Source organism: Pseudomonas sp. B15(2017) (assembly GCF_002113215.1).
Taxonomy (GTDB): domain Bacteria; phylum Pseudomonadota; class Gammaproteobacteria; order Pseudomonadales; family Pseudomonadaceae; genus Aquipseudomonas.
The window spans coordinates 189,135-213,690 of record NZ_NEJZ01000007.1 but is presented as its reverse complement, the minus strand read 5'-3'; the positions used below and the strand labels follow the sequence as shown (position 1 = coordinate 213,690).

The 24,556-nt window shown below is 61.2% G+C and carries 22 protein-coding genes and 1 riboswitch; of the genes, 10 read left to right on the top strand and 12 right to left on the bottom strand.

Annotation, left to right across the window (positions count from 1 at the left end):
- Nucleotides 1-80 precede the first annotated feature (80 nt).
- Together CAF73_RS13090 and CAF73_RS13085 are read left to right on the top strand one after the other, a co-directional pair.
- On the top strand, nt 81-1,322 hold the full coding sequence (locus tag CAF73_RS13090) for a D-amino acid dehydrogenase (RefSeq protein ID WP_085697831.1): 1,242 nt from the start codon (nt 81-83) through the stop codon (nt 1,320-1,322).
- A gap of 41 nt (nt 1,323-1,363) precedes the next feature.
- The gene (locus tag CAF73_RS13085) at nt 1,364-2,266 is read left to right on the top strand and encodes a transporter substrate-binding domain-containing protein (protein WP_085702894.1); all 903 of its coding nucleotides are present in this window, start codon (nt 1,364-1,366) and stop codon (nt 2,264-2,266) included.
- Between the two features lie 4 nt (nt 2,267-2,270).
- Here CAF73_RS13085 and CAF73_RS13080 read toward each other — a convergent pair whose 3' ends face one another.
- Together CAF73_RS13080 and CAF73_RS13075 are read right to left on the bottom strand one after the other, a co-directional pair.
- Nucleotides 2,271-2,990, bottom strand: coding sequence for a 16S rRNA (uracil(1498)-N(3))-methyltransferase (locus CAF73_RS13080; protein ID WP_085702893.1), 720 nt, complete (start codon nt 2,988-2,990; stop codon nt 2,271-2,273).
- A gap of 152 nt (nt 2,991-3,142) precedes the next feature.
- Nucleotides 3,143-4,549 (bottom strand): adenosylmethionine--8-amino-7-oxononanoate transaminase, encoded by a 1,407-nt coding sequence (locus CAF73_RS13075; RefSeq protein WP_085702892.1) that lies wholly within the window; start codon nt 4,547-4,549, stop codon nt 3,143-3,145.
- A gap of 223 nt (nt 4,550-4,772) precedes the next feature.
- On the opposite strand from CAF73_RS13075, the gene CAF73_RS13070 reads away from it, so the two are divergent.
- Nucleotides 4,773-6,557 (top strand): flavin monoamine oxidase family protein, encoded by a 1,785-nt coding sequence (locus CAF73_RS13070; RefSeq protein ID WP_085702891.1) that lies wholly within the window; start codon nt 4,773-4,775, stop codon nt 6,555-6,557.
- Between the two features lie 603 nt (nt 6,558-7,160).
- Here CAF73_RS13070 and CAF73_RS30460 read toward each other — a convergent pair.
- On the bottom strand, nt 7,161-7,445 hold the full coding sequence (locus CAF73_RS30460; RefSeq protein WP_256574684.1) for a hypothetical protein: 285 nt from the start codon (nt 7,443-7,445) through the stop codon (nt 7,161-7,163).
- Nucleotides 7,446-7,776: 331 nt separating this feature from the next.
- Between CAF73_RS30460 and CAF73_RS13060 the strand changes: the two genes are divergently transcribed.
- Both CAF73_RS13060 and CAF73_RS13055 read left to right on the top strand, forming a co-directional pair.
- Nucleotides 7,777-8,328: a cytochrome b gene (locus CAF73_RS13060; RefSeq protein ID WP_085697826.1), complete on the top strand. Its 552-nt coding sequence runs from the start codon at nt 7,777-7,779 to the stop codon at nt 8,326-8,328.
- Between the two features lie 32 nt (nt 8,329-8,360).
- A complete protein-coding gene (locus CAF73_RS13055; RefSeq protein WP_085697911.1) occupies nt 8,361-8,954 on the top strand; it encodes a YceI family protein in 594 nt (197 codons plus the stop codon).
- Nucleotides 8,955-9,093: 139 nt separating this feature from the next.
- Here CAF73_RS13055 and CAF73_RS13050 read toward each other — a convergent pair whose 3' ends face one another.
- The 4 genes from CAF73_RS13050 to ahcY form a co-directional block, all read right to left on the bottom strand.
- Nucleotides 9,094-10,980, bottom strand: coding sequence for a DEAD/DEAH box helicase (locus tag CAF73_RS13050; protein ID WP_085702890.1), 1,887 nt, complete (start codon nt 10,978-10,980; stop codon nt 9,094-9,096).
- 222 nt (nt 10,981-11,202) lie between these two features.
- Nucleotides 11,203-12,015: an ABC transporter substrate-binding protein gene (locus CAF73_RS13045; RefSeq protein WP_085697824.1), complete on the bottom strand. Its 813-nt coding sequence runs from the start codon at nt 12,013-12,015 to the stop codon at nt 11,203-11,205.
- Nucleotides 12,016-12,162: 147 nt separating this feature from the next.
- The gene (metF, locus tag CAF73_RS13040; RefSeq protein WP_085697823.1) at nt 12,163-13,008 is read right to left on the bottom strand and encodes a methylenetetrahydrofolate reductase [NAD(P)H]; all 846 of its coding nucleotides are present in this window, start codon (nt 13,006-13,008) and stop codon (nt 12,163-12,165) included.
- A gap of 192 nt (nt 13,009-13,200) precedes the next feature.
- Complete coding sequence (ahcY, locus tag CAF73_RS13035; RefSeq protein ID WP_085702889.1) at nt 13,201-14,610, bottom strand: adenosylhomocysteinase; 1,410 nt, start codon at nt 14,608-14,610, stop codon at nt 13,201-13,203.
- Between the two features lie 23 nt (nt 14,611-14,633).
- A riboswitch (S-adenosyl-L-homocysteine riboswitch) is annotated at nt 14,634-14,732 on the bottom strand.
- A 197-nt stretch (nt 14,733-14,929) separates the two neighbouring features.
- Here ahcY and CAF73_RS13030 point away from each other — a divergent pair.
- Together CAF73_RS13030 and CAF73_RS13025 are read left to right on the top strand one after the other, a co-directional pair.
- The gene (locus tag CAF73_RS13030) at nt 14,930-15,337 is read left to right on the top strand and encodes an acyl-CoA thioesterase (protein WP_011336338.1); all 408 of its coding nucleotides are present in this window, start codon (nt 14,930-14,932) and stop codon (nt 15,335-15,337) included.
- A gap of 73 nt (nt 15,338-15,410) precedes the next feature.
- Entirely contained in the window at nt 15,411-16,289 is an 879-nt protein-coding gene (locus CAF73_RS13025) for a formate/nitrite transporter family protein (RefSeq protein WP_085702888.1), read from the top strand.
- Between the two features lie 45 nt (nt 16,290-16,334).
- Here CAF73_RS13025 and CAF73_RS13020 read toward each other — a convergent pair whose 3' ends face one another.
- Both CAF73_RS13020 and CAF73_RS13015 read right to left on the bottom strand, forming a co-directional pair.
- Nucleotides 16,335-17,600: a sodium:proton antiporter gene (locus CAF73_RS13020; RefSeq protein ID WP_085697820.1), complete on the bottom strand. Its 1,266-nt coding sequence runs from the start codon at nt 17,598-17,600 to the stop codon at nt 16,335-16,337.
- Nucleotides 17,601-17,704: 104 nt separating this feature from the next.
- Nucleotides 17,705-18,874, bottom strand: coding sequence for an MFS transporter (locus CAF73_RS13015; protein ID WP_085702887.1), 1,170 nt, complete (start codon nt 18,872-18,874; stop codon nt 17,705-17,707).
- A gap of 219 nt (nt 18,875-19,093) precedes the next feature.
- On the opposite strand from CAF73_RS13015, the gene CAF73_RS13010 reads away from it, so the two are divergent.
- Both CAF73_RS13010 and CAF73_RS13005 read left to right on the top strand, forming a co-directional pair.
- Nucleotides 19,094-19,927, top strand: a complete 834-nt coding sequence (locus CAF73_RS13010; RefSeq protein ID WP_085697818.1) for an EamA family transporter — start codon at nt 19,094-19,096, stop codon at nt 19,925-19,927.
- 39 nt (nt 19,928-19,966) lie between these two features.
- Nucleotides 19,967-20,350: an MAPEG family protein gene (locus CAF73_RS13005; protein ID WP_085697817.1), complete on the top strand. Its 384-nt coding sequence runs from the start codon at nt 19,967-19,969 to the stop codon at nt 20,348-20,350.
- Nucleotides 20,351-20,399: 49 nt separating this feature from the next.
- On the opposite strand, the gene CAF73_RS13000 is transcribed toward CAF73_RS13005, so the two are convergent.
- On the bottom strand, nt 20,400-21,572 hold the full coding sequence (locus CAF73_RS13000; RefSeq protein WP_085702886.1) for a murein transglycosylase A: 1,173 nt from the start codon (nt 21,570-21,572) through the stop codon (nt 20,400-20,402).
- A gap of 128 nt (nt 21,573-21,700) precedes the next feature.
- Between CAF73_RS13000 and CAF73_RS12995 the strand changes: the two genes are divergently transcribed.
- Nucleotides 21,701-22,150, top strand: coding sequence for a cytochrome c (locus tag CAF73_RS12995; RefSeq protein WP_085697815.1), 450 nt, complete (start codon nt 21,701-21,703; stop codon nt 22,148-22,150).
- Between the two features lie 132 nt (nt 22,151-22,282).
- Here the strand turns inward: CAF73_RS12995 and CAF73_RS12990 are convergent, their stop codons facing one another.
- Together CAF73_RS12990 and ligB are read right to left on the bottom strand one after the other, a co-directional pair.
- Nucleotides 22,283-22,678, bottom strand: a complete 396-nt coding sequence (locus CAF73_RS12990; RefSeq protein WP_085697814.1) for a DUF1090 domain-containing protein — start codon at nt 22,676-22,678, stop codon at nt 22,283-22,285.
- A 98-nt stretch (nt 22,679-22,776) separates the two neighbouring features.
- Nucleotides 22,777-24,453 carry an NAD-dependent DNA ligase LigB gene (gene ligB / locus CAF73_RS12985; protein ID WP_085702885.1) on the bottom strand — a complete coding sequence of 559 codons (1,677 nt, stop codon included), beginning with the start codon at nt 24,451-24,453 and terminating at the stop codon, nt 22,777-22,779.
- Nucleotides 24,454-24,556: the final 103 nt, after the last annotated feature.

Sequence of the window (24,556 nt, the reverse complement as noted above, 5' to 3'; positions counted from 1 at the left end):
CTGGCATCTTTATTCATTGTTCGGCGCCTGTCACCTCGCCCTAACCTCGGTCTCGTCTTCAAGAGCGATTAAGGACGGACATGGCTCAGCGTGTGTGCATCATCGGCGGCGGCGTGATCGGGTTGGCAACGGCCTATGCGCTGGTGCGCGACGGCTTCGAAGTGACAGTGGTCGAGGCGCGGCAGTCGCTGGGCAGCGAAACCAGCTTCGCCAACGGCGGCCAGTTGTCCTATCGCTATGTTGCGCCGCTGGCCGATGCCGGTGTGCCGCTGCAGGCGATCGGCTGGATCCTGCGTGGCGATTCACCGCTGAAGCTGCGCCCGCGCCTGGACCCGACGCAGTGGCGCTGGATGGCGTCGTTTCTCGCCGCCTGCCGCACCTCGGTCAATCGTGAAAACGCCGCGCATCTGTTACGTCTGGCGCTGTTCAGCCAGAGCACGCTGAAACGCTGGCGCGAGGACGACGGGCTGGCCGGTTTCAACTGGCGGCGCAACGGCAAACTGGTGACCTTCCGCAACGCCGCCAGCTTCGACCATGCGCGCAAGGGCCTGGCCGATCCGCGGCAACAGCAGGTGTTGTCCGCCACCGAATGTACGCAACTGGAACCGGCATTGGCCAAGGCGCCGTTTGTGGGCGCGATCTACACGCCGGATGAAGAGATCGGCGACTGCCACGGTTTCTGCCAACAGTTGGCGGCGCGATTGAACGCGTCGGGCCGCTGCGAGTTTCGCCTCGGTCAGGCAGTCACCGGCATCCGTCATAGCCACGGCGCCGTCACGGCCATCGAACTTGGCGAAGAAACCCTCCCGGTCGAACAACTGGTAATCGCCGCCGGCCATCGCAGCCCGTTGCTGGCGCTGCCCGGCCTGCGCCTGCCGCTGTATCCGCTGAAGGGCTACAGCCTGACCGTACCGATTGGCAGTGAACACCGGGCACCGGACGTCAGTATCACCGACTACGACCGCAAGATCGTCTACGCCCGCATCGGCGAACAGTTACGCGTGGCGGCGATGGTCGACATCGTCGGTTTCGACCCGGCGGTGGACCCCGAGCGACTGGCGCTGATCAAACGCCAGGCCCGCGACACCTTTCCCGACGCCGGCCACTATGACGCCGCCATTGAGTGGGCCGGCATGCGTCCGGCAACGCCCACCGGCGTTCCGCTGCTGGGCGCCACGGCGTATCGCAATCTGTGGCTCAACCTCGGCCACGGTGCGCTCGGTTTCACCCTGGCCTGCGGCAGCGGGCAGTTGCTCAGCGAACTGATCGGCCAGCAACGCACATCCATTGATCTGCACGGGTTCAATCCCCGTGCGGCGTGACGTTTTCTGCTAAAACACCCCACCCACAACGGAGAATAACAATGCAAAAAATCACGTTGCTCGGCTGCACACTGGCGCTGTTCATCGGCGCCCAGGCACAGGCCAATGAAGTGCCGCTGACCGGTACGCTCGGCAAGATTGCCAGCGCCAACAGCATCACCCTGGGTTATCGCGATGCGTCGGTGCCGTTCTCGTATGTGGGCGATCACACCGGGCAGCCAATGGGGTATTCGGTGGAACTGGCGGACAGGATCGTCGAGCGCATCAAACAGCAGTTGGCGCTGCCGGAGCTGAAGGTGAAGTACAACCTGGTGACCTCGCAGACGCGGATTCCGTTGGTGCAGAACGGCACGGTCGACCTTGAATGCGGCTCCACCGGAGTGACGGCCGAACGGCAGAAGCAGGTCGCGTTCTCCTACGGTTTCATCTACGTCAAAGGCCAGTTGTTGACCGCAAAGGACAGCGCAATCCACAGCTTCGATGACCTGCGCGGCAAGAACGTGGTGACCACCGCCGGCACCACCAACGAACGCTATCTGAAGAGCTACAACCTCGATCACAAATTGAACATGTTCGTGATCAGTGCCAAGGATCACGGCGAGGCGTTCCAGATGCTGCAATCGGGGCGCGCGGCGGCGTTCTACATGGACGATGCGTTGCTCTACGGCGAACGGGCCAAGGCGCGCGACCCGCACAACTGGGTCGTGGTGGGGGAGGAGCAGTCGCGGGAAATCTACAGCTGCATGGTGCGCAAGGATGATCCGCAGTTCCTTGCACTGGTCAACGGTGTGTTGGCCGACCTGTACAGCTCGGGGGAGATCAACGGGATCTACCGCAAGTGGTTCGAACAGCCGATCCCGCCCAAAGGCTTGAACCTTGAGTTCCCGATGACCAGCGAACTCAAGGCAATCATTGCCAGACCGATCAGTGATCCGGTGCAGTGACGGGTTAGAAATCACCCCACAGTTGCTGCGCCACCGCCAGCGCCACAACTGGCGCGGTCTCGGTGCGCAGCACGCGCGGACCGAGGCGGGCGGCGTGGAAACCGTTGGCCTTGGCCTGCTCGACTTCGGCGTCGGACAAGCCGCCTTCGGGGCCGATCAGGAACGCCAGGGTCGATGGTTTGGCGTGGCTCACCAGCGGCTCGGCGACCGGGTGCAGTACCAGTTTCAGCTCGGCTTCGGTCTGCTTCAGCCAGTCGGTGAGCAGCACCGGTGGGTGAATTACCGGCACTCGTGAACGACCGCATTGCTCGCAAGCGCTGATTGCCACCTGACGCCAGTGCAGCAGGCGTTTGTCGGCGCGTTCGTCCTTGAGGCGGACTTCGCAGCGCTCGCTGAAGATCGGGGTGATTTCGGTCACGCCCAGTTCGGTGGCTTTCTGGATCGCCCAGTCCATCCGCTCGCCCCGTGACAGGCCCTGGCCGAGGTGGATTTGCAACGGCGATTCGACCTGACCTGCGAACTGCTCGTCGATCTGCACCACCACGCGTTTCTTGCCGACTTCCACCAGCGATCCGCGAAACTCGTGGCCGGAACCGTCGAACAACTGCACCGCATCGCCCTCGGCCATGCGCAGCACGCGGCTGATGTAATGCGCCTGGGCTTCCGGCAGTTCGTGTTCGCCGGTGCTCAGCGGGGCGTCGATAAAGAAGCGGGACAGTCTCATGGTGGTTCTCTGAAAAGATGTGAATCAGTTGGATCGGAGTCGACTTCATTCGCGAGCAAGCTCGCTCCCACATTTAGAATGCATTTCGCTGTGGGAGCGAGCTTGCTCGCGAAAGAGGCAGTCCAGGCACTGCAAATCTCAAGTAAGCCGAATCAACCCGGATCACGGAACCCGGGATGGAAATCCTTCGGTACCGCCACGCTGACATTCTCGCGGGTGGCGATGTCGATGCCTTCGCTGGCGACTTCGGCAAGGAAGTCGATCTGCTCCGGGGTGATTACGTACGGCGGCAGGAAATACACCACGCTGCCCAGCGGACGCAGCAATGCGCCACGCTCCAGCGCATGCTGGAACACCTTCAGGCCGCGGCGTTCCTGCCACGGATAAGCCTCTTTCGTGGCTTTGTCCTTGACCATCTCGATGGACAGGACCATGCCGGTCTGACGGACTTCCGAGACATTCGGATGATCCACCAGATGCGCCGTCGCCGAGGCCATGCGTTGAGCCAACGCCCGGTTGCGCTCGATCACGTTGTCCTGCTCGAAAATGTCCAGGGTCGCCAGCGCCGCCGCGCAGGCGAGCGGGTTGCCGGTATAGCTGTGCGAATGCAGGAAGGCGCGCAGGGTCGGGTAGTCGTCGTAGAACGCGCCGTAAACCTCGTCGGTGGTCAGGCACGCCGCCAACGGCAGATAACCACCGGTGAGGGCTTTCGACAGGCAGAGGAAGTCCGGTCGGATGCCGGCCTGTTCGCAGGCGAACATCGTCCCGGTGCGACCGAAACCGACGGCGATTTCGTCGTGGATCAGGTGCACGCCGTAACGGTCGCAAGCCTCGCGCAGCAGCTTGAGATAGACCGGGTGATACATGCGCATGCCGCCGGCGCCCTGGATCAGCGGCTCGACGATCACGGCCGCGACGCTGTCATGATTTTCCGCCAGCGTCTGCTCCATGGCCGCGAACATGTTGCGCGAGTGTTCTTCCCAGCTCATGCCCTGCGGACGCAGGTAGCAATCGGGGCTCGGCACCTTGAGGGTGTCCATCAGCAACGCTTTGTAGGTCTCGGTGAACAGCGGCACGTCGCCGACCGACATCGCCGCCATGGTTTCGCCGTGGTAGCTGTTGGTCAGGGTGACGAAGCGCTTCTTGTTCGGCTGGCCGCGGTTGAGCCAGTAGTGAAAGCTCATTTTCAGCGCGACTTCGATGCAGGACGAACCGTTATCGGCGTAGAACACCCGGTTCAGGCCTTCCGGCGTCATCTTCACCAGACGCTCGGACAGTTCGATCACCGGCTGATGGCTGAAACCGGCCAGAATCACGTGCTCCAGCTGATCGACCTGATCCTTGATGCGCTGATTGATGCGCGGGTTGGCGTGGCCGAACACGTTGACCCACCAGGAGCTGACCGCATCCAGATAACGCTTGCCTTCGAAGTCTTCCAGCCAGACACCTTCACCGCGCTTGATCGGGATCAGCGGCAGCTGTTCGTGGTCTTTCATCTGGGTGCAGGGATGCCACAGCACCGCGAGATCGCGTTGCATCCACTGGTTGTTCAGGCCCATATTCAGTCTCCTCGAGGCGGCTCGCGTCAGGCGCGGGCAAACAATCGCGCAAGCCTATGCAATGCATCGCGCCGGAACAACCCATTGTGTCGATTGAGCTACTTTGTACGGGCCGATAGACGTCGCTGGCGGCGTTTTGATGGCTGACGTATTCTTCGCGATTCTTTGGGTCGTATGACCCGCAAAACTGCATTTTCCTACGTGTTTTTCCGGAGTTCGCTGAATGTCTGTCGGTTGGCTGCGCGCCTGTGCGCTAGTGGTGTTGGGGCTGTTTAGCGTTACGGCGCTGGCCAAGGATAAAACCGCAATCGTGATCGGCGGCGGCCTGTCGGGCCTGACGGCGGCTTACGAACTGCAGAACAAGGGCTGGCAAGTCACGCTGCTCGAAGCCAAACCGAGCCTGGGCGGTCGCTCGGGCATGGCCACCAGCGAGTGGATCGGCAACGACAAGACTCAACCGGTGCTGAACAAGTACGTGTCGACCTTCAAGTTGAACACCACGCCAGCCCCTGAATTCGTGCGGACTCCGGGTTACCTGATCGACGGCGAGTATTTCTCCGCCGCCGACCTCACCACCAAACAACCGGCCACGGCCGAAGCGCTCAAGCGCTACGAGAAAACCCGTGACGATCTGGCGCGCTCGATCGACGACCCGCAGAATCCGGCGGCGACCAACACTCTGCACGCCCTGGACCAGATCAACGTCTCGAGCTGGCTCGACAAGCAGAATCTGCCGGCCACTGCGCGTCAGCTGATCAACCAGGATATCCGCACCCACTACGACGAGCCTTCGCGTCTGTCGCTGCTGTATTTCGCGCAGCAGAGCCGGGTGTATCGCGGCGTGTCCGACCGTGACCTGCGCGCTTCGCGTCTGGTCGGCGGCAGCCCGGTGCTGGCCCAGGCCTTCGTCAAACAGCTGAAAACCATCAAGACCAACTCGCCGGTGTCCGCCATCACCCAGGACAAGGATGGCGTCACCGTCAAGGTCGGCAGCGTTGGCTACCAGGCGGATTACGTCGTGCTGGCGGTGCCGTTGCGCGCCCTCAACAAGATCCAGCTGACCCCGGCGCTGGATGCCCAGCACCTGGCCGCGATCAAGGGCACCAACTACGGCTGGCGCGACCAGATCATGTTGAAGTTCAAGACGCCGGTGTGGGAAAGCAAGGCGCGGATGTCCGGCGAGATCTACAGCAACACCGGCCTGGGCATGTTGTGGATCGAGCCAGCCCTGAAGGGCGGCGCCAACGTGGTGATCAACCTGTCCGGCGACAACGCCCGCGTCATGCAGGCCTTTGGCGACAAGCAGATGGTCGATCAGGTACTGATCCGTCTTCACGCCTTTTATCCACAGGCCCGTGGCTCGTTCACCGGCTATGAAATCCGTCGTTACAGCACTGACCCGTCGACTGGCGGCTCTTACCTGGCCTTCGGTCCTGGCCAGATCAGCAAATTCTGGCGCCTGTGGGAACGTCCACTGCAACGCGTAGCGTTTGCCGGCGAACACACCGACACCTTGTACCCGGGCACCCTGGAAGGCGCGCTGCGCACCGGCCAGCGCGCGGCCAGTCAGGTTGAAGACCTGGCGGCAGGCAAATCCTTCGAACCGATCAAGGTCGGCCCGGCAGCGGCCACCGCAGCCGCGGCGGCAGGTGCAGCGGGTGCGGCCACGGCAGCGAAGAAAGGCAACTTCTTCACCAACCTGTTCGGTGGTTCGGACGACGACAAGAAGCCAGAGCCAGTAAAAGCGCCAGAGCCGGCACCTGCTCCAGCCGCTCCAGCGCCGGCACCGACCCCGGCGCCTGCGCCAGCCCCGGTAGAAGCACCGAAGCCAGCGGCTCCGGTGAAGGCCGAGCCGGCGAAGAAAGCGCCAGCCAAGCCTGCAGCGAAGAAACCGGCGGCCAAGACCGAAACGAAAAAACCTGCAGCCAAACCTGCAGCGAAAAAAGCTGAACCGGCGAAGAAGCCAGCGGCCAAACCGGCGGCAACCACTGATACGAAGGCTCAGTAACCTTCAGGCTCAAAAAAACGCGGCTCAATGGCCGCGTTTTTTTATATCCTGAATCTTTGGCAGGTTTTGAAGGGCACTACAGTCCTACATACATCGGCGATGTATCGGATACTTCCCACAGAAATACAGGAAAGAAGCGATTGAGCGCACTTCAGCTTGATTCTATGTTCTTCAATAAATTTGGAGGGCGATATGAAAGCAGCGGTTCTGATTGTTATGTGGGTCGGACTGTCCGGCTGTGTAGATGGTCGAATGATACTTAAAGGCCATGATTCAGAGTTGGCCCATAAGTGTCGGATAGATCCATATAAGCCCGACTGTCTCGATCCACCACCGTTGTTCAGAAGTTCTTGAAAAAGGGGCTTTTGGCTGTGGTGAGAGAAACCCTCAGGAAAGCTTCCATTCATAAATTTCTATCCCGTTCGGGAGCTTTCTCAACCATCTTGGTTTTGGCTTCGGGAGGCGGCCAGGGACGAAGCCGAAGCGCGCCCAACGTACGCTTCCTGTGCGCTGGTCGTATATCACCAGATTTCCATCGTTCTGCATGACCAGACAAGTGTTGTACCAAAGCGATTTGTCGATGCTGTGTGTACTTTCGGCAATCTATAATCGTTTTCTCGAAGCATCATAAAGAAAACCGTTATTGCTGATCACAAACTGCAGGGGCTCACGCATCTTTTTTTTATGCAAAGTCGAGCTGTAAGCTTGATGTGCATCTGCGATCCAGACTACAGCTTCGCCATCTTTGATTAACAAATTGCCATCGGCTTGCAATATCAATCGGAATCGCCCGTTCTCGGATGTCAGAAACTGCCCGGGCGACATTGTCTGATTGGGCGGTAATACGGATGAGCCACTTGCTTGAAACGGGGTGTAACGAATAGCCATGTTTTCCACCTTTGAGTCGAGTTGTCGAGCACCCATTCAATCAAGCTGGACCACACAAGTTGCTATACATATTGCTTGGCTGAAAGATTTTTTTTCTTGTCATCGACCCTCAAGAGAGGGTGCTTTTTCCTATGGCCCGGCCCCTACGAGCTCAGCAGATTTCGCTCAATCAGCGCCTGACATCGCGATACAAAATCGTCTTTAATCTTTCCTTAACTCCCCTGTTCAAGACTCTTGATCGTATTTCTCGATATTTCAAAGCAAAATTTTCCGCTTTAATTCGATAGATAACTCGCTAGTCTTGGTTCGCAGTTCTCACAGGATTTGGGCAATGCAGCTACGTAACTCTTCTTCGCGCTACGGTTGGGTCAGCATCTTCATGCACTGGGGTGTGGCGCTGGCGGTCTTCGGGCTGTTTGCGCTGGGCTTGTGGATGGTGGGGCTGGATTACTACAGCACCTGGCGTAAAGACGCGCCGGATCTGCACAAGAGCATCGGTCTGGTGCTGCTGGGAGTGATGGTGTTGCGGGTGATGTGGCGCTTTGTCAGCCCGCCGCCGCCGTCGCTGGAAAGCTACAGCCGCATGACGCGCCTCGGCGCGAAGTTCGGCCACGCATTTCTGTACTTCGGTCTGTTTGCCGTGATGATTGCCGGTTACCTGATTTCCACCGCAGACGGTGTCGGGATCCCGGTGTTTGGCCTGTTTGAAGTTCCTGCACTGGTTTCCGGACTACCGGATCAGGCAGATACCGCCGGTGTGATTCATCTCTGGCTGGCGTGGGCGCTGGTAATTTTTTCCGGCCTTCATGCGTTGGCAGCATTGAAGCACCACTTTATCGATCGTGATGCGACCCTGACACGAATGCTGGGACGCAAAGCCTGATGTTCAACCTCGACTCCAAAGGAAAACAAAGCATGTTGAAAAAGACTCTGGCCGCTCTGGCAATCGGTTCTGCCGTTCTGTCCGCCAACGTGATGGCCGCTGACTACGTGGTTGATAAAGAAGGCCAGCACGCCTTCGTCGACTTCAAGATCAGCCACCTGGGCTACAGCTACATCACGGGTACCTTCAAGGACATCAGCGGCAAGTTCAGCTTCGACGCTGCCAAGCCTGAAGACAGCAAGATCGAATTCGACGTGAAGACCGCCAGCGTGTTCACCAACCACGCCGAGCGTGACAAGCACATCGCCAGCAAAGACTTCCTGGATGTGGGCAAATTCGCCGACGCCAAGTTCGTTTCCACCAGCGTCAAATCCACCGGCAAGAACGCCGCTGGCAAAGACACGGCTGACGTCACCGGCGACCTGACCCTGCACGGCGTGACCAAGCCGATCGTGGTCAAGGCCACTTTCCTGGGTGAAGGCAAGGATCCATGGGGCGGCTACCGTGCCGGCTTCGAAGGCACTACCAGCATCAAGCGCTCTGATTTCGGCAAGATGATGGATCTGGGTCCACAGTCCGACAACGTCGACCTGTACATCTCGTTTGAAGGTGTCAAAGCGAAGTAATTTTCGCCTGGCAATAAAAAACGCCCGCGGTCTTGCGACCGGGGGCGTTTTTTATTGCCTTCGGCAACGCTCGTCTCGGCGACGCACAAAAAAATGCCCCGGTTTTCAGGCCGGGGCATTTTTCATAGCAGTCGAAAACTCAGCGATTGCGGGTCAGCAAGGCCGGTTTTTCACCGCGTGGGCGGCTTGGCAGTTGATCCAGCTGCTCAGGCGTCGGGAAGCGGTCGGCTTTCGATTCCTTGTGCATGATCTTCGGCCCGCTGCTGCGCGGGTTCTGCACGGCCGGTTCAGCGCGTTGCTGATCGTCACGGGCCGGGCGGCGGTTGCGCGAGTTTTCATCGCGACGACCCTGGCCGTCACGCGGGGCGCCATTGCGCGGGCCGTTGCGTTTGCCTGGCGGGGTGCCGGTGCTCGAACCGTTGCTGTTGCGCGGGCCGCTCTGGCGACCTTGCGACTGACCGCCGCGTGGCGCGCCCGAACCTGCGCCCTGGCCCTGACCGCCAGGACGGCGACCACGGCCACCGGCCGGAGCCTGCTTCGGCACGTAGTCAACGCGGTTGCCGAAATTATCGATATCGTCGTCGAGGAATTCATCCGGAGCGCGATCTGCCGGGATGCGTGGCGGCTGGCTCGGCTGGCGTTGTTCGCGAGCCTGGGTGCCTTCGCGCGGCTTTTGTTGACGGGCAGGACGTTCACCACGCTCGCCACGCTCACCGCGTTCGCCGGCCGGTTTTTCCTTGCCCTTGTCTTTGCCTTTGTCTTTACGACCGCCGCCGCCACCGCCGCCATTCGGGCCGTCGCCGCGTGGGCCACGGGCGTTGCGCGGGTTGCGCATGTCCGGACGTTCACGGGCTTCCGGCTTTTCGGCCTCGATGGTGCTGGCATCGAAGCCCATCAGGTCGCCGTCGGCGATTTTCTGCTTGGTCATGCGTTCGATGCTTTTCAGCAGCTTTTCTTCGTCCGGCGCGACCAGCGAGATTGCCTCGCCCGAACGGCCGGCACGGCCGGTACGGCCGATGCGGTGCACGTAGTCCTCATCGACGTTCGGCAGTTCGTAGTTGACCACGTGTGGCAACTGGTCGATGTCCAGACCGCGAGCCGCGATGTCGGTCGCTACCAGGATGCGCACCTGATTCGCCTTGAAGTCGGCCAGGGCTTTGGTGCGAGCGTTCTGGCTCTTGTTGCCGTGGATCGCCACAGCCGGCAGGCCGTGTTTGTCCAGATACTCGGCCAGACGGTTGGCGCCGTGCTTGGTGCGGGTGAACACCAGCACCTGTTCCCACGCGCCGGCGGTGATCAGGTGGGCCAGCAGTGCACGCTTGTGGCTGGCTGGCAGACGGAAGACGCGTTGTTCGATGCGCTCGACCGTGGTGTTCGGCGGCGTCACTTCGATGCGTTCCGGGTTGTGCAGCAGCTTGCCGGCAAGGTCAGTGATGTCTTTGGAGAAGGTCGCCGAGAACAGCAGGTTCTGGCGTTTGGCCGGCAGGCGCGCGAGGACTTTCTTCACGTCGTGGACGAAGCCCATGTCGAGCATGCGGTCGGCTTCGTCGAGCACGAGAATTTCAACGTGGGACAGATCGACGCTGCCCTGGCCGCACAGGTCAAGCAGACGACCCGGGCAGGCAACGAGGACGTCCACGCCGCGGGACATGGCCTGAACCTGCGGGTTCATGCCGACGCCGCCGAAGATGCACGCGCTGACGAATTTCAGGTCACGGGCGTAGATCTTGAAGCTGTCGTGAACCTGGGCCGCGAGTTCGCGGGTCGGGGTCAGGACCAGCACGCGCGGTTGGCGCGGGCCGTGACGCTGGGATTTGTCCGGGTGGCCGTTGGGGAACAGCCGCTCGAGGATCGGCAGGGCGAAACCGCCGGTTTTACCGGTACCTGTCTGTGCCGCAACCATCAGGTCGCGACCTTGCAACACGGCGGGGATGGCCCGCTGTTGCACCGGAGTAGGCTCGGTATAGCCCGCATCTTCGATAGCGCGGACCAAAGCCTCGGAGAGACCGAGGGAAGCAAAGGACATGAGTAATCCTGTTTCAGTTAGGGCTTGGCCCAATGGGAGTCTTGCCTGGCGCGAATGGCGTTTAAGAGGACGCAATCCCGTCCGGTCCTGCTGCGGTTCCGAAGGCACGTCCGGAGTGCTCGCGCGGGCTGAGAAGCTGCGCTGTAGCGGGTCGGGAGGCCTGTTACGGTTCCGGGCGTCCGGGCGTGAGCCTGGCGGGAACGCCGGAGTATAACAGAGCAATCACTGCGCGCCGCTTTCCTGCTGCTCAACGGTTTTGCCGCTGGCGGTGGCGTTGCCCAGCGGCGCCGCCAGGGCGGGGGCCGCGCCGTAGCGGGCGCTGAGCTCGGCGTAGGCCGGTTCGCGCTTGAAACGCTTGAGCTCGGCGCCGAAGCGCTGCACCAGCAGATCCATCCCGGCATTGCGCCGCACGGCCAGAAACTGGCTCTGGCGGCTGATGACGGTCGGATTTTCGGTAATTTTGTCGCGAATGCCCAACTCATCGAGCAAATGCTGGCCCACCCGGCGATCCGTGATCAGCAGGTCGATACGCCCGCGCACCAGTTTGCCGAAGTTGGCTTCGTGGGTCGGGGCCGGCTCGCGGGTGAACAGGGTCGATTCGCGAAAGTCGGAGCTGTAGAGATAGCCCGGCGAGGTGCCGACGGTCAGGCCCTTGAGGTCTTCAAGGCTGTGAAAAGGGTGCGGCCGGTCGTTGGCATAGAACATCACGAACTCGACGTCCGACAGTGGTTCGCTCGGGTAAAGCAGGGTGGCGTCGCGTTCGTCGCTGTGGAAGATGTCCAGCGCGCCGTCGGCCTGGCCGGTTTCGAGCATCGACAGGCAGCGTTTCCAGGGCAGGAACTGCCATTCGACTTCGATGCCCAGGCGCTTGAACACAATGGCGGTGGTTTCGTAGTCCAGTCCGAGGTTCTTGCCGCCCTGTTCATAGACGTACGGCGCCCACGGTTCGGTGACGATACGCAGCTTCTCGCCCCGAGCCGCAAAGCTCAGGCAAGCAAAAACCAGCACGGCGAATAACTGCGTGATCAAAGGCATGGCTTGAGATTACGACGAGAAACGGCAAAGAGCCAGAAACTGGCCGCAGAAGCTCTGTTTCGGGCGTTAAAAGCAAAAGATCGCAGCGGCGAAAACGCTGAAAGCGCTGTCGCAACTGCGATCTCCTGGTCCTGCGGTTACGTCTTTTTAGCGCGGCAACTTCAGGTTGTTCCAGATTGCCAGGCTCGGTTCGGCCTGGTTCATGGAATAGAAGTGCAGGCCAGGCGCGCCGCCTTGCAGCAGGCGTTCGCACATCTCGGTGACGACCTGTTCGCCAAAGCGCTGAATGCTTTGGCTGTCATCGCCGTAGGCTTCCAGCTGCTTGCGGATCCAGCGCGGGATTTCCGCACCGCAGGCATCGGAGAAGCGCGCGAGTTTGCTGTAGTTGGTGATTGGCATGATCCCCGGCACGACCGGGATGTCCACGCCCAGCGCCTGCAAACGGTCGACGAAGTAGAAGTAACTGTCGGCGTTGAAGAAATACTGGGTGATCGCGCTGTCGGCGCCGGCGCGGGCCTTGCGCACGAAGTTGGCGAGATCGTCTTCGTAGTTGCGCGCTTGCGGATGCATCTCCGGATAAGCGGCGACTTCGATGTGGAAATGATTGCCGGTTTCTTCACGAATGAATTCAACCAGTTCATTGGCGTGACGCAGCTCGCCGCTGGTCATGCCCATGCCGGACGGCAGGTCGCCACGCAGGGCGACGATGCGCTTGATGCCGGCAGCCTTGTACTCGTTCAGCAGGCCGCGCAGGTCGTCCTTGCTGTCGCCGACGCACGACAGGTGCGGGGCGGCGGGGATTTTGACTTCGCTTTCCAGCTGCAGCACGGTGTTCAGCGTGCGGTCACGGGTCGAACCGCCCGCGCCGTAGGTGCAGGAAAAGAAATCAGGGTTGTAGGTGGCCAGCTGACGGGCAGTGGCGAGCAGTTTTTCATGCCCAGCATCGGTCTTGGTCGGGAAGAACTCGAAGCTGTAGCGGCGTTCTTGGGACATGGAGGGAGCCTCCAGTTACGAGCGGCAAGTTACACGCTGCGAAAGAAGCGGAGGTGCGCTGATCTCTCGTGCGTGAAACCTGCTGCCTGAAACTGTTTTGAAATAGGGGCAGAGCTCTCAAGCTTCGCACGGCAAGTCCGGCTTTTGACCTTGCTTGCCGCTTGAAGCTTGTAGCTCGCAGCTGCTCTTGTCTTAGTAGCGGTAAGCGTGCGGCTTGAACGGGCCTTCGACGGTCACGCCGATGTAGTCAGCCTGTTGCTTGGTCAGTTGGGTGACCACGCCGCCGAATCCGCGAACCATTTCCAGGGCCACTTCTTCGTCGAGTTTCTTCGGCAGTACTTCAACGGTCAGACGCTCGGCTTTCTGGGCTGGCGACAGGTCGGCGTACTTCTGGCCGAACAGGAAAATCTGCGCCAGAACCTGGTTGGCGAACGAACCGTCCATGATGCGGCTTGGGTGACCGGTGGCGTTGCCCAGGTTCACCAGACGGCCTTCGGCCAGCAGGATCAGGTAGTCGTCGTTCTGAGCGTCGAAAGCGCCCGGGCCTGTACGGTGGATCTTGTGTACCTGTGGCTTCACTTCTTCCCATGCCCAGTTCTTGCGCATGAAAGCGGTGTCGATTTCGTTGTCGAAGTGACCGATGTTGCAGACTACGGCGCGCTTCTTCAGGGCTTTGAGCATGTTTGCGTCGCAAACGTTGACGTTACCGGTGGTGGTCACGATCAGGTCGATCTTGCCCAGCAGCGCTTTGTCGATGCTGGCTTCGCTGCCGTCGTTGATACCGTCGATGAACGGCGAAACCAGTTCGAAACCGTCCATGCAAGCTTGCATGGCGCAGATCGGGTCGACTTCGGAGACTTTAACGATCATGCCTTCCTGACGCAGGGACTGGGCCGAGCCTTTGCCCACGTCACCGTAACCGATGACCAGCGCTTGCTTGCCGGACAGCAGGTGGTCGGTGCCACGCTTGATGGCGTCGTTCAGGCTGTGACGGCAGCCGTACTTGTTGTCGTTCTTGGACTTGGTCACCGAGTCGTTGACGTTGATCGCCGGGATTTTCAGCTCGCCCTTGGCCAGCATGTCCAGCAGACGGTGTACGCCGGTGGTGGTTTCTTCGGTCACGCCGTGAACGCGGTCCAGAACCTGTGGGTATTTCTTGTGCAGCAGCTCGGTCAGGTCGCCGCCGTCGTCGAGGATCATGTTGGCGTCCCATGGCTGGCCATCCTTCAGGATGGTTTGCTCCAGGCACCACTCGTACTCTTCTTCAGTCTCGCCTTTCCAGGCGAAAACCGGGATGCCGGCAGCGGCGATGGAAGCAGCGGCCTGATCCTGAGTCGAGAAGATGTTGCAGGACGACCAGCGCACTTCGGCACCCAGGGCAACCAGGGTTTCGATCAGCACGGCGGTCTGAATGGTCATGTGGATGCAGCCGAGGATTTTTGCGCCTTTCAAAGGCTGCTCGGAAGCGTACTTGCGGCGCAGACCCATCAGGGCCGGCATTTCCGACTCGGCGATGATGGTTTCGCGACGGCCCCAGGCAGCCAGGGACATGTCGGCAACTTTGTAATCGTTAAAATCTTCAGGCGTGATAACAGCGCTCATGAAGAGCCTCCATTCGTAATGTATGCGAATGGGCGCCGTTGTGCGTTTAGTGTCCGGCGCAAGCCGGCCAACGCCCCATCCGAGCCTGACAGGTTGAACCTGCTGCAGCGCCCCTCGGACAGGTGGCGGGAAAACGGTATCAAGTGAAGGTTACCGTTTTGAAACGGGGGCGATTATAGCCGTCTAGACTGATCTTCCAAAGGGTTTCTGTCGGCCGGATGAAGATCGCCAATCGCGACCATAGTAGAAGCCTCATGGAGCATGACCACTCAGTCTGCCAAGATGGCGCCATCATTCGGCAAGACGCTCAGGAGTGAAGATGAATTTCCACACCCGCAAGTGGGTAAAACCCGAAGACCTCAACCCCAACGGCACCCTGTTCGGCGGCAGCCTGCTGCGCTGGATCGACGAAGAAGCGGCGATCTACGCGATCGTTCAACTGGGCAACCAGCGTGTGGTGACCAAGTACATTTCCGAAATCAACTTCGTCAGCGCTTCGCGCCAGGGCGACATCATCGAACTGGGCATCACCGCCACCGAGTTCGGCCGTACCTCGATCACCCTGACCTGCGAAGTGCGCAACAAGATCACCCGCAAAAGCATTCTGACCGTCGAGAAAATGGTTTTCGTCAACCTCGGCGAAGACGGTCTGCCGGCGCCGCACGGGCGGACCGAAATCAGATACGTCAAAGACCAGTTCAAGGATGACGTGCCCGTTACCGAGTAATCGCGTCTGACCGGCGAACGGAAGCCGAGCGGCGCGTGTCGTAGCCTTATGACTCCGCCACCGGTTTCCCGCCATGACCACACCAACAGACGGCAAGACCCCCGACCTCTCGGCCAAGGAACAACACGAAGTCGAGAAAAGCCAGCCGCCCCGCGCGGCGGTTCTGCATGAAATCATCCGCAAACAGGGCGACCAGGAACTGGAGCGCAGCATTGCCGCGCTGTGGTGGTCGGCGCTGGCCGCCGGGCTGACCATGGGCCTGTCGCTGATGGGCATGGGCCTGCTCAATTCGCGTCTGCCCGAGGGCGACGAATTCAAGGTGATCGCCAGCTTCGGCTACTGCGCAGGCTTTCTCGCAGTGATCCTCGCCCGCCAGCAACTGTTTACCGAAAACACCCTGACCGCCGTGCTGCCGGTGATGACCAAACCGACGTTCGGCAATTTCGGCCGATTGATCCGGCTCTGGACTGTCGTGCTGTTCGGCAACCTGTGCGGCACGATTCTGGTGGCGTACGTGATGCTCGAACTGCCGATCTTTGACAGCAAGACCGACGAGGCCTTTCTCGAAATCGGCCGCAAGGTCATGGAGAACCACGCGAGTCAGATGTTCGCCAAGGGCATCGTTTCTGGCTGGATGATCGCCACCATGGTCTGGATGATTCCGTCCATGGAGAGCGCGAAGATGTGGATCATCATCCTCATCACCTATCTCATGGCGCTGGGCGATTTCACGCACATCGTGGTGGGTTCGGCGGAGGTGTCCTATCTGGTGTTTGCCGGCGAGCTGCCGTGGAGTGATTTCTGGGCGGTGTTTGCCGGGCCGACCCTGGCGGGGAACATCATCGGCGGCAGTTTCATCTTCGCCCTGATCAGTCATGCGCAGATCCGCAGTGAAAGCGGTGCGCCGAAAGATACGGCTGCGCCAAAAGATACGGCTGCGCCGAAAGAGTAAGCGGATCAGGCCAAATAGCCCGATCCGCAGCAGATCAAAAAATGATCAGTGGTGCGCGAGCTCGGCAGCGGTTGCCGGCTCGTCGCGCGTTGCATGCTTGACCAGTTTGCCGATGGTCAGGCCCTGCAACAGGATCGACGACAGCACCACGATGTAGGTGATGCTCAGCAGCAGATCGCGCTCCGGGCCCAGCGGCAGGGCCAGGGCCAGTGCCACCGAAACACCGCCGCGCAAACCACCCCAGGTCAGGATCCGGATCGTGCCGCGCGGCACCGTGCGCCAGCGCCGTAGCAAGACGATGGCCGGGGCCACGGTGAGCAGGCGCGACAGCAGAATCGCCAGCGCCAGCAGAGTCGCCGCCGCCACGTGCAGCCAGTTGAACGGCAGCAGCAACAGCTCCATCCCGATCAGCGCGAAAAGCAGGGCGTTGAGCATGTCGTCGAGCAATTCCCAGAACCCGTCGAGGTATTTGCGCGTCATGTCGTTCATCGCCAGGTTGCGGCCGAGGTTACCGATGATCAAACCGGCAACCACCATCGCAATCGGCGCCGAGACGTGCAGCTCGGTGGCCATCGCCGAACCGCCGATCACCAGCGCCAGGGTCAGCATGACTTCGATCTGGTGCTGCTCGATGCTCTTGATCATCAGGTACACCAGATAACCGATCAGCCCGCCGAACAGCACGCCACCGATGGCCTCATGGGCAAACAGCATGGCCGTGGCGCCGACGGTCGGGGTTTCGCCCAGTTGCGCGATGCCCAGCAACACGGTGAACACCACCACGGCGGTGCCGTCGTTGAACAGCGATTCGCCGACGATGGTGGTTTTCAACGGCTTCGAGGCGTTGGCCGTACGCAGCACGCCGAGTACCGCGATCGGGTCGGTCGGGGAAATCAGTGCGCCGAACAACAGGCAGTAGAGGAAGCTCACGTGCCAGCCGAACAGGGCAAAAATGTAATAGGCGAGGCTGCCGATCACGGCAGTGGCGATCAGTACGCCGAAGGTCGCCAGCAGACCAATGGGCCAGCGGTAGCTGCGCAAGTCGCTCAGGTTGACGTGCAAGGCGCCGGCGAACAGCAGGAACGAGAGCATCCAGTTCATCAGCAGATCGCCGAAGTCGATCTGGCCGATCAGCTGCTGTACGCGCTCTTCGAGACCGGGGTAACCGAGCAGGCTCAGGCCTTGCAGCAACAGGGAAAACATCAGTGCAGTCACCATCACGCCGATGGTTGGGGGCAGGCCGATGAAACGGAAATTGACGAAGGTGAGGAGGGTGGTCAGGCAGATGAAAGCGGCAACGAGTTCAAGCATCCGGAGTCCTTTGGATGGGGGGTGAAAGACAGCGCGCCCGCTCATGGACGCAAGGGTTGGATGGGCTGACGCCGGGTGGGGACACAATGGTGTCCCCGGGGAAATCAGCCGGACACATTGACCGCAGCGACACCCCGACGTTGCAGGTAGATGAAAAACAGCGCCGTCAGCACGGTCAGCACACCCACCAGCGCGCCGGTCCACGGCAAGTCGGCCAGGTCCGCACCGCTGGCGACCACCAGCCCGCCGATCCACGCGCCGGCGGCATTGCCGAGGTTGAACGCGCTCTGGTTCAGGGTCGAACCGAGGTTCGGTGCTTCATGCGCCTGATCGATGATCAGCAGTTGCAGGATCGGGCACAGGGCGAAGGCAAAAATCCCCCACAGCACCAGCGTGACCGCCGCCGGAACCACCGCTCGACTGGTCTGGCTGAACGCCGCCAGAATCACCACCACCGCCAGCGCCACACCCACCAGCGACGGCAGCAGGCGACTGTCGGCCAGGCGACCGCCGAGCATGCTGCCGCCGGTCAGGCCGACGCCGAACAACAACAGCATCACAGTCACGCCGTGGGGGCTGACGCCGGTGATGTCCTGCAGAATCGGCGCGATGTAGGTGAACACGCTGAACAGGCTGGTGGAGGCCAGCACGCTCATGCCCAGCGCCAGCAACACGTTGACCTTGCCCAGCACTTTGAATTCGCTGGCGAGGTTGGCCTTGTCCATCGGGATGTGTTTCGGCAACCACAGCCACTGGGCGAGGGCGGCGATCACACCGATCACCGAGACCGCCCAGAAGGTCGAGCGCCAGCCTGCGTACTGGCCGAGCGCAGTGCCCAGCGGTACACCGAGGACGTTGGCCAGGGTCAGGCCGGTGAACATCATTGCAATTGCCTGCGCCCGTTTGTTCGGCGCGACCAGCCCGGCGGCCACCACCGAACCGATGCCGAAGAACGCCCCGTGGCACAACGCAGTCACCACCCGCGCCGCCATCAGTGTCGCGTAGTTCGGCGCCAGTGCGCACAGCACGTTGCCGAGGATGAACATCAGCGTCATGCCCAGCAGTGTGGCCTTGCGCGGCATGTTGGCGGTGCCGATCGCCAGGATCGGCGCACCGAATACCACGCCCAGGGCGTAGCCGGTGATCAACAGGCCGGCGTGGGGAATGCTCACCGCGAGGTCGCGGGCGACATCGGGCAGCAGGCCCATGATGACGAATTCAGTGGTGCCGATGCCGAAAGCGGCAACAGCGAGTGCAAGCAAGGCGAGTGGCATGCGCAAGGTCTCTGTCGTTAGTCTTGACGCTTTGATCAGGCATACGCAGGCCGGCGACCGCTCTCGGACGAGAACGGGACAGGCAGGAATTATTGGAATTTGTCTGTGCGCAACTGAGTGCGGCGTGGTCGCTTGCAGTATAAACAGCTGCTGACACATCGCGAATCAATAATCTGACTAATTGGCTCAGGCTCAATAACAAGAAGCAAGGAGTGGCACGTGCTGGCGACAGCTCTGGTGTTGGTGGCGGCGCTGTTGCACGCAGCGTGGAATACGTTGATCAAATTCAGTGCCGAGCGGCTGCTGGTGGTGGCCTGCATGGACACCGTGGCACTGTTGTTCGTCGCGCTGGCATTCCCTTTCATCAGCCTGCCGCCGCCGGAGATCTGGCCGTGGATTCTGGCGTCGGCGGCGTTCGAGCTGCTTTATCGCTACCTGTTGATCCAGGCCTATCGGGTCGGCGACCTGGGGCTGGTCTATCCATTGATGCGCGGATTGTCGCCGCTGGTCGTACTGGCGCTGACCCTGATCTTCGCCGGCGAAGTGCTGACCACCCAGCAGATCTTCGGGATCCTGTTGATCCCGCTGGGCATGGCCTGCCTGCTTTGGCAGGGCGGCGGCGGGAAACACCTGCCGTGGTCGATGCTGCCGGTAGTGGCGCTGATCGGCTTGTGCATCGGCTGCTACACCTACATCGATGGCCAGGCGTTGCGGCGCTGGTCGCATCCGCTGGATTACCTGGTCTGGGTCACACTGCTCAGTGCCTGGCCGTTTCCGTTGCTGGCGTGGGTGGCCAAACGTCCGGCGTTCAGGCTGTTCTGGCGCGAGCAATGGAGGCTGGGTCTGGCGGTCGGGTTCTGCGTGTTGTTCAGCTACGCTCTGGTGCTGTGGGCGATGCAGTTGGGTTCGATTGCCGAAGCGGCGGCATTGCGTGAAATCAGCGTGATCCTGGTGGTGCTGTTCGGCATGCGATACCTGAAAGAACCTTTCGGCCGGCCACGGCTCTTAGCCTGTGGGCTGGTGCTGGTCGGCATGCTGGTGATGAAGCTCTGACCGCCCGGCAACTCTAAAACTCGAAAGAAGGACGGCGTTATGACGGTGGCTCTGTGGTGTGTGTTGATCGCGATCTTTCTGCCCTATCTGTGCACCGTCGTGGCCAAGGCCTCGGGTGGTTTCAGACTGCGGGACAATCATGATCCCCGGGACTTTCTGGACAGCGTGGATGGCGTGGCGCGCCGTGCCCATGCGGCGCAACTGAACAGTTTTGAAGTGACCCCGGCGTTTGCGACGGCGGTGATCGTCGCGCACCTGGTGGGCACTGCGGAGCTGGTAACGGTCAATGTGCTGGCGGTGCTGTTCATCACCAGTCGCCTGCTCTACATCATTTGCTATCTGGCGGACTGGGCGATGCTGCGGTCGCTGGTGTGGTTCGTCGGGATGGGGCTGATTGCCAGTTTCTTCTTCGTGTCGGTCTGAACCCTGAAAGATCGCAGGCTGACGAGGCCTGCGATCTTTTGCATTGTGCCTACGGCTTGTCGGCCACCTGCGGCACTTGCGGCAGCGCCGCGCCTTTTGGCCAGAGCATCCAGATCTGCCCTTGCTGCTTCATGTCGCCGGCCAGTTGTCCGGCGGCATCGCCGGTGCCCCAGAACAGATCCGCGCGAACTTCGCCGGCAATCGCGCCGCCGGTGTCCTGCGCGGCCACCGGGCGCACCAGCGGCGTGCCGTCCGGGCGAGTGGTCGACAGCCACAACAGGCTGCCCAGCGGAATCACCTTGCGATCCACTGCCGCGCTGTAACCGGCGGTCAGCGGCACATTCAGCGAGCCGCGCGGGCCTTCGTTGCTGTCCGGGTTGCGGGTAAAGAACACGTAGCTCGGGTTGCTCGCCAGCAGTTCCGGAATGCGCGACGGGTTGGCCTTGGCCCAGTCGCTGATTGCGCCCATGGTCACTTCTTCTTTTTTCAGCTCGCCCTGTTCCACCAGCCAGCGGCCGATCGGCCGGTACGGGTGACCGTTCTGGTCAGCGTAGGCGATACGCAGTTGGCGGCCATCATCGGTCTGAATCCGCCCCGAACCCTGAATCTGCAGGAATTGCAGATTCATCGGGTCGGTCAGCCAAGCCACGACCGGCGCCTTGACGCCCTGGCTTTCGATGGTCGCCGCGTCGTCGTAAGGCTTGAGCACGCGACCTTCGAGGCGGCCGCGCAGGCGCTTGCCTTTCAGTTCCGGGTAAATGCTGTCCAGCGACACAATGATCATGTCCTCGGGCACGCCATACACCGGCACGTTGGCGGTGGCGGTCTGCGTCAGGCTGCCGGGATAGACCGGTTCGTAGTAGCCGGTGATCAGGCCGTTGGGGTTGTCGTTCTCGGCGCGCAGGCCGAAGACGTCGAGGTTCTGCTTGAGGAAGGCGCGGATGTCGCCGGCGCTTTGCGGCACATTGGCGGCTGCCGCGCAGGTCGCGCCCCAGACCGGATCAGCCTTGAGCCGGGTGCAGGCGCTGCGCCAGGAACCGAAACCGGCCACCAGATCGCTGTCGGACACTGCCGGCAATGCTTCCCAGGTGGCACTGGAGTAGGTGGCCAAGGCGTGGGTTTTCGGCTTGGCGCTGTCGCCACCGGTGCAGCCGGCGAGGACCGCCAAGAGCGGGAGGGTAGCGATAAGCGGATGACGCCAGGCCTTGAAACGGCTGTTCATGGAGAATTTCCTGTGCCGGTTGCAGAAGTGCTCCATGCGCTCAAGCAACCCTTATTGTTAATAGGGCTATTGGTGTTTGGCGGTGACCCGAGGATACTGGCCGCCGATTTCCGTGACCTGAAGCCACCATGACTCTTAAAAGAATTTCTGTTGTATTGCTGGCCTGCCTGACCTTGTCCGCCTGTGGCGGTGTCGACCCGAATTCCCCGCTGGGTCAGCGCAAGGCGATCTTCAAACAGATGCTCAAGACCAGCGAAGACCTGGGTGGCATGCTGCGCGGGCGCATTGCTTTCGACGGGCCGAAATTTGCGGAAGGTGCGGTCAAGCTCGATGCGTTGTCCCATGAACCGTGGAAACATTTCCCGCAGGTGCGCGAGGAAGATCACACCAGCGCCAAGGACGATGTCTGGCAAAAACAGGCCCGCTTCCAGGAAATGGCCCGCACCCTTGAAGCGGCTACCGGTGAACTGGTGATCGCCAGCAAGGTTCAACCCTACAAGGCCAGTAACCTGGGGCCGGCCGTGCAGAAAGTCGAAGATGCCTGCAGTGCCTGCCATAAAGAATTTCGGGACCATTGATTTCTGTTGTTTGAGTGGACGCCTTCGCGAACAGGCCCGCTCCCACACTTGACCGTATTCACCTGAGCAACCCGGTCTGATGTGGGAGCGGGCTTGCTCGCGAAGAGGGCATCACATTCAACGCATTGGCGGTTACTTGTCGAGTTCGTCCAGCGCGTCCTGCAATTCCTTGCGCGATTCGGCGAGCTTGTTCTTGCGCTTGTCGATCTTCTCCGGATCGCCTTTCTTCATGGCCTTGTCCAGATCGGCCTGGCGCTTGCTCACTTCGTGCTTGGCATCGAGTACCTTGTTTTCGCGTTCTTTCTTCAGACCGGCGTCGGTGCAGTGTTCGGTGACTTCGCGCAGGGCGGTTTCGAGGCCGGCCTGCTGGTCGGTGTTGCCGCGCGACTTGGCCTGTTCGATCTGGTTGATGATGCCCTGCTTCTTGGCGGCACAACCGGTCAGGCCCGGCGCGTCTTCGTCGGCCATCACGGGAGCGGCGAGGACTGCGCAGAAAGACAGCAGGGCGAGCGGTGCGAGAAATTTCATAAAAGCTCCATGTGCAAAGGCAATCGGGTCGGTAAAGCACTGCGCTGTTGGAGCGCTCCGGCGGACATTGGGTTCCCGGCGGGCCGGGGATTGCATGTTCAGAAGCCGTCGACGCCGGCGGCTTGCAGGGTTTCACTCAGGGCCAGTACCTGCGGGTCGCGAAAAAAGGCGCTCAATTGCGCCGCGCGGCCCGGGCCGATCCCGGCTTCTGCCTGCCATTGTTCGGTGTTGCGTTGTGCCAGCGCCTGCCACGAATCGGCGAGTGTTGCCTGACCGGTCGGTGGCAATCCCAGGGCTTTGAGCCACTGTAGAAACGGCCGTTGGCGGGCGCTGTGAAAACTGTGCAGCAGGCGGGCACTGCTGCGCTCGCCGAGGCCGGCAATGTTAGCAAGCTCCGGCCCGTCGAGGGTCAACCAATCCAGCAGGCTGTTCAGGCGGCCTGTTTCGAGAAGTTTCTCCCAGGTACCGCGACCGACATGGGGCAGGGCCAGCCCCTGTTTCCCGCTGAGCCAGGTCAGGCGCGCGAGGAACTGGCTTTCGCAGCCCGGCGTCGGTTGCCAGCAGCTCAGGGCATGAAAGTCGCTGGCCAGCGGAACGTTCAGATCGGCGCGTTCTTTGCTGCGCAGCACTACGCTGTCGAGTCGCGGAATCGTCAGCCCGGCCAGGCTGATTGCCACCTGATCGCCGGGGCGAATGTCCAGATCCTGCCAGCGCCTGAGCGAACTGACGCTGACCCGTTTGATCTGCCGGTCATCGAGCGTTACCGGCGACAGTTCAAGCACCGGCGTGATGCGCCCGGTGCGGCCGATCTTGAAATTCACCTTGCGTACCTCGGCCAGCGCCTGGGCAAAAGGGTATTTCCAGGCGACAGCCCAGTAGGGCGGACGAGCCTGCCAGCGTTCGGCGGGCGGTCGCTGGCTCTGGCGCAGAACCACGCCGTCCGTGGCGAATGGCAATGGCGAGCGATACCAGTGATCGCGCCAGCGTTGCGCGTCGTTCAGGCTGGCGACGGCCTGGGTGTACGGTTCGGTGGGGGGAAAGCCGAATTGCGCCAGGGCCGCGATTCGCTCTGGCAAGTCCTCAGGCCCTTGCGGCCAGTCCCAGACAAACAGCCCGATGCCGGCGGCATGTTCCGCGTCGAGATCCTTGCGCCCCAGCAGGCCGGCCACGGTGGCGCGGGCATTGGCGCCGCCGGCGCGTGCCTGCATGTGTCCGTTCAAGCGCCAGTAGAGTTCGCCTTGCACCAGCAGATCCTGTGGTTGCGTCAGCTGTTGCGGAATGGCTCCGATCTTTTTGGCCGAAGCCGTCCAGTCCTGCCCGCGAATGCCATCCCCGCGACTGATTGCCTGATGCAACCGGCCGTCGCGATAGATCAGGGTGACCGCCACGCCATCGACCTTGGGTTGTATCCAGACGTTTTGGCGGTTGCGCAGCCAGATCGCGATGTCCGCAGCGTCATGAAGTTTGTCCAGGCCGGTGTGGGCGACAGGGTGCGCCACCGGGCCTGATGCAGTGCGCAACGGCTCGGGTGGTGAAGGAAGTTTGAAGCATCGGCGCCATTGGTTCAGGCGCAGGCGTGACTGATCGTACAGCTCATCGGCGATCACTGATCGGCCTTCGCGATGGTAGGCGTCGTCCCAACGGTCGATCTGTTGTTGCAGGGCGGCGACTTCGCTCGATGCCCGGTCGGCGGGCCAGTCCGGGCAGGTGGCAGCGAAGGTATTGAGGTGGAAAACCGGCAGGAAAAACAAAAACAGGCGCAGTGTGGCAAGCATCGTGAGCGTCCTTGCTCAGGTAGATGCTTGAAGGCTAGGCGAGGATTTGTTGTTGAGAGAGATGGGTGTTTTGCGAGCTGTTTCCAGTCCGAATGTGATATCG

Excerpts from the sequence above, each read along its gene's own strand:
- CAF73_RS13090 (WP_085697831.1), top strand. The coding sequence starts at position 81 with ATGGCTCAGCGTGTGTGCATCATCGGCGGCGGCGTGATCGGGTTGGCA.
- CAF73_RS13085 (WP_085702894.1), top strand. The coding sequence starts at position 1,364 with ATGCAAAAAATCACGTTGCTCGGCTGCACACTGGCGCTGTTCATCGGC.
- CAF73_RS13080 (WP_085702893.1), bottom strand. The coding sequence starts at position 2,990 with ATGAGACTGTCCCGCTTCTTTATCGACGCCCCGCTGAGCACCGGCGAA.
- CAF73_RS13075 (WP_085702892.1), bottom strand. The coding sequence starts at position 4,549 with ATGGGCCTGAACAACCAGTGGATGCAACGCGATCTCGCGGTGCTGTGG.
- CAF73_RS13070 (WP_085702891.1), top strand. The coding sequence starts at position 4,773 with ATGTCTGTCGGTTGGCTGCGCGCCTGTGCGCTAGTGGTGTTGGGGCTG.
- CAF73_RS30460 (WP_256574684.1), bottom strand. The coding sequence starts at position 7,445 with ATGGCTATTCGTTACACCCCGTTTCAAGCAAGTGGCTCATCCGTATTA.
- CAF73_RS13060 (WP_085697826.1), top strand. The coding sequence starts at position 7,777 with ATGCAGCTACGTAACTCTTCTTCGCGCTACGGTTGGGTCAGCATCTTC.
- CAF73_RS13055 (WP_085697911.1), top strand. The coding sequence starts at position 8,361 with ATGTTGAAAAAGACTCTGGCCGCTCTGGCAATCGGTTCTGCCGTTCTG.
- CAF73_RS13050 (WP_085702890.1), bottom strand. The coding sequence starts at position 10,980 with ATGTCCTTTGCTTCCCTCGGTCTCTCCGAGGCTTTGGTCCGCGCTATC.
- CAF73_RS13045 (WP_085697824.1), bottom strand. The coding sequence starts at position 12,015 with ATGCCTTTGATCACGCAGTTATTCGCCGTGCTGGTTTTTGCTTGCCTG.
- metF (WP_085697823.1), bottom strand. The coding sequence starts at position 13,008 with ATGTCCCAAGAACGCCGCTACAGCTTCGAGTTCTTCCCGACCAAGACC.
- ahcY (WP_085702889.1), bottom strand. The coding sequence starts at position 14,610 with ATGAGCGCTGTTATCACGCCTGAAGATTTTAACGATTACAAAGTTGCC.
- CAF73_RS13030 (WP_011336338.1), top strand. The coding sequence starts at position 14,930 with ATGAATTTCCACACCCGCAAGTGGGTAAAACCCGAAGACCTCAACCCC.
- CAF73_RS13025 (WP_085702888.1), top strand. The coding sequence starts at position 15,411 with ATGACCACACCAACAGACGGCAAGACCCCCGACCTCTCGGCCAAGGAA.
- CAF73_RS13020 (WP_085697820.1), bottom strand. The coding sequence starts at position 17,600 with ATGCTTGAACTCGTTGCCGCTTTCATCTGCCTGACCACCCTCCTCACC.
- CAF73_RS13015 (WP_085702887.1), bottom strand. The coding sequence starts at position 18,874 with ATGCCACTCGCCTTGCTTGCACTCGCTGTTGCCGCTTTCGGCATCGGC.
- CAF73_RS13005 (WP_085697817.1), top strand. The coding sequence starts at position 19,967 with ATGACGGTGGCTCTGTGGTGTGTGTTGATCGCGATCTTTCTGCCCTAT.
- CAF73_RS13000 (WP_085702886.1), bottom strand. The coding sequence starts at position 21,572 with ATGAACAGCCGTTTCAAGGCCTGGCGTCATCCGCTTATCGCTACCCTC.
- CAF73_RS12995 (WP_085697815.1), top strand. The coding sequence starts at position 21,701 with ATGACTCTTAAAAGAATTTCTGTTGTATTGCTGGCCTGCCTGACCTTG.
- CAF73_RS12990 (WP_085697814.1), bottom strand. The coding sequence starts at position 22,678 with ATGAAATTTCTCGCACCGCTCGCCCTGCTGTCTTTCTGCGCAGTCCTC.
- ligB (WP_085702885.1), bottom strand. The coding sequence starts at position 24,453 with ATGCTTGCCACACTGCGCCTGTTTTTGTTTTTCCTGCCGGTTTTCCAC.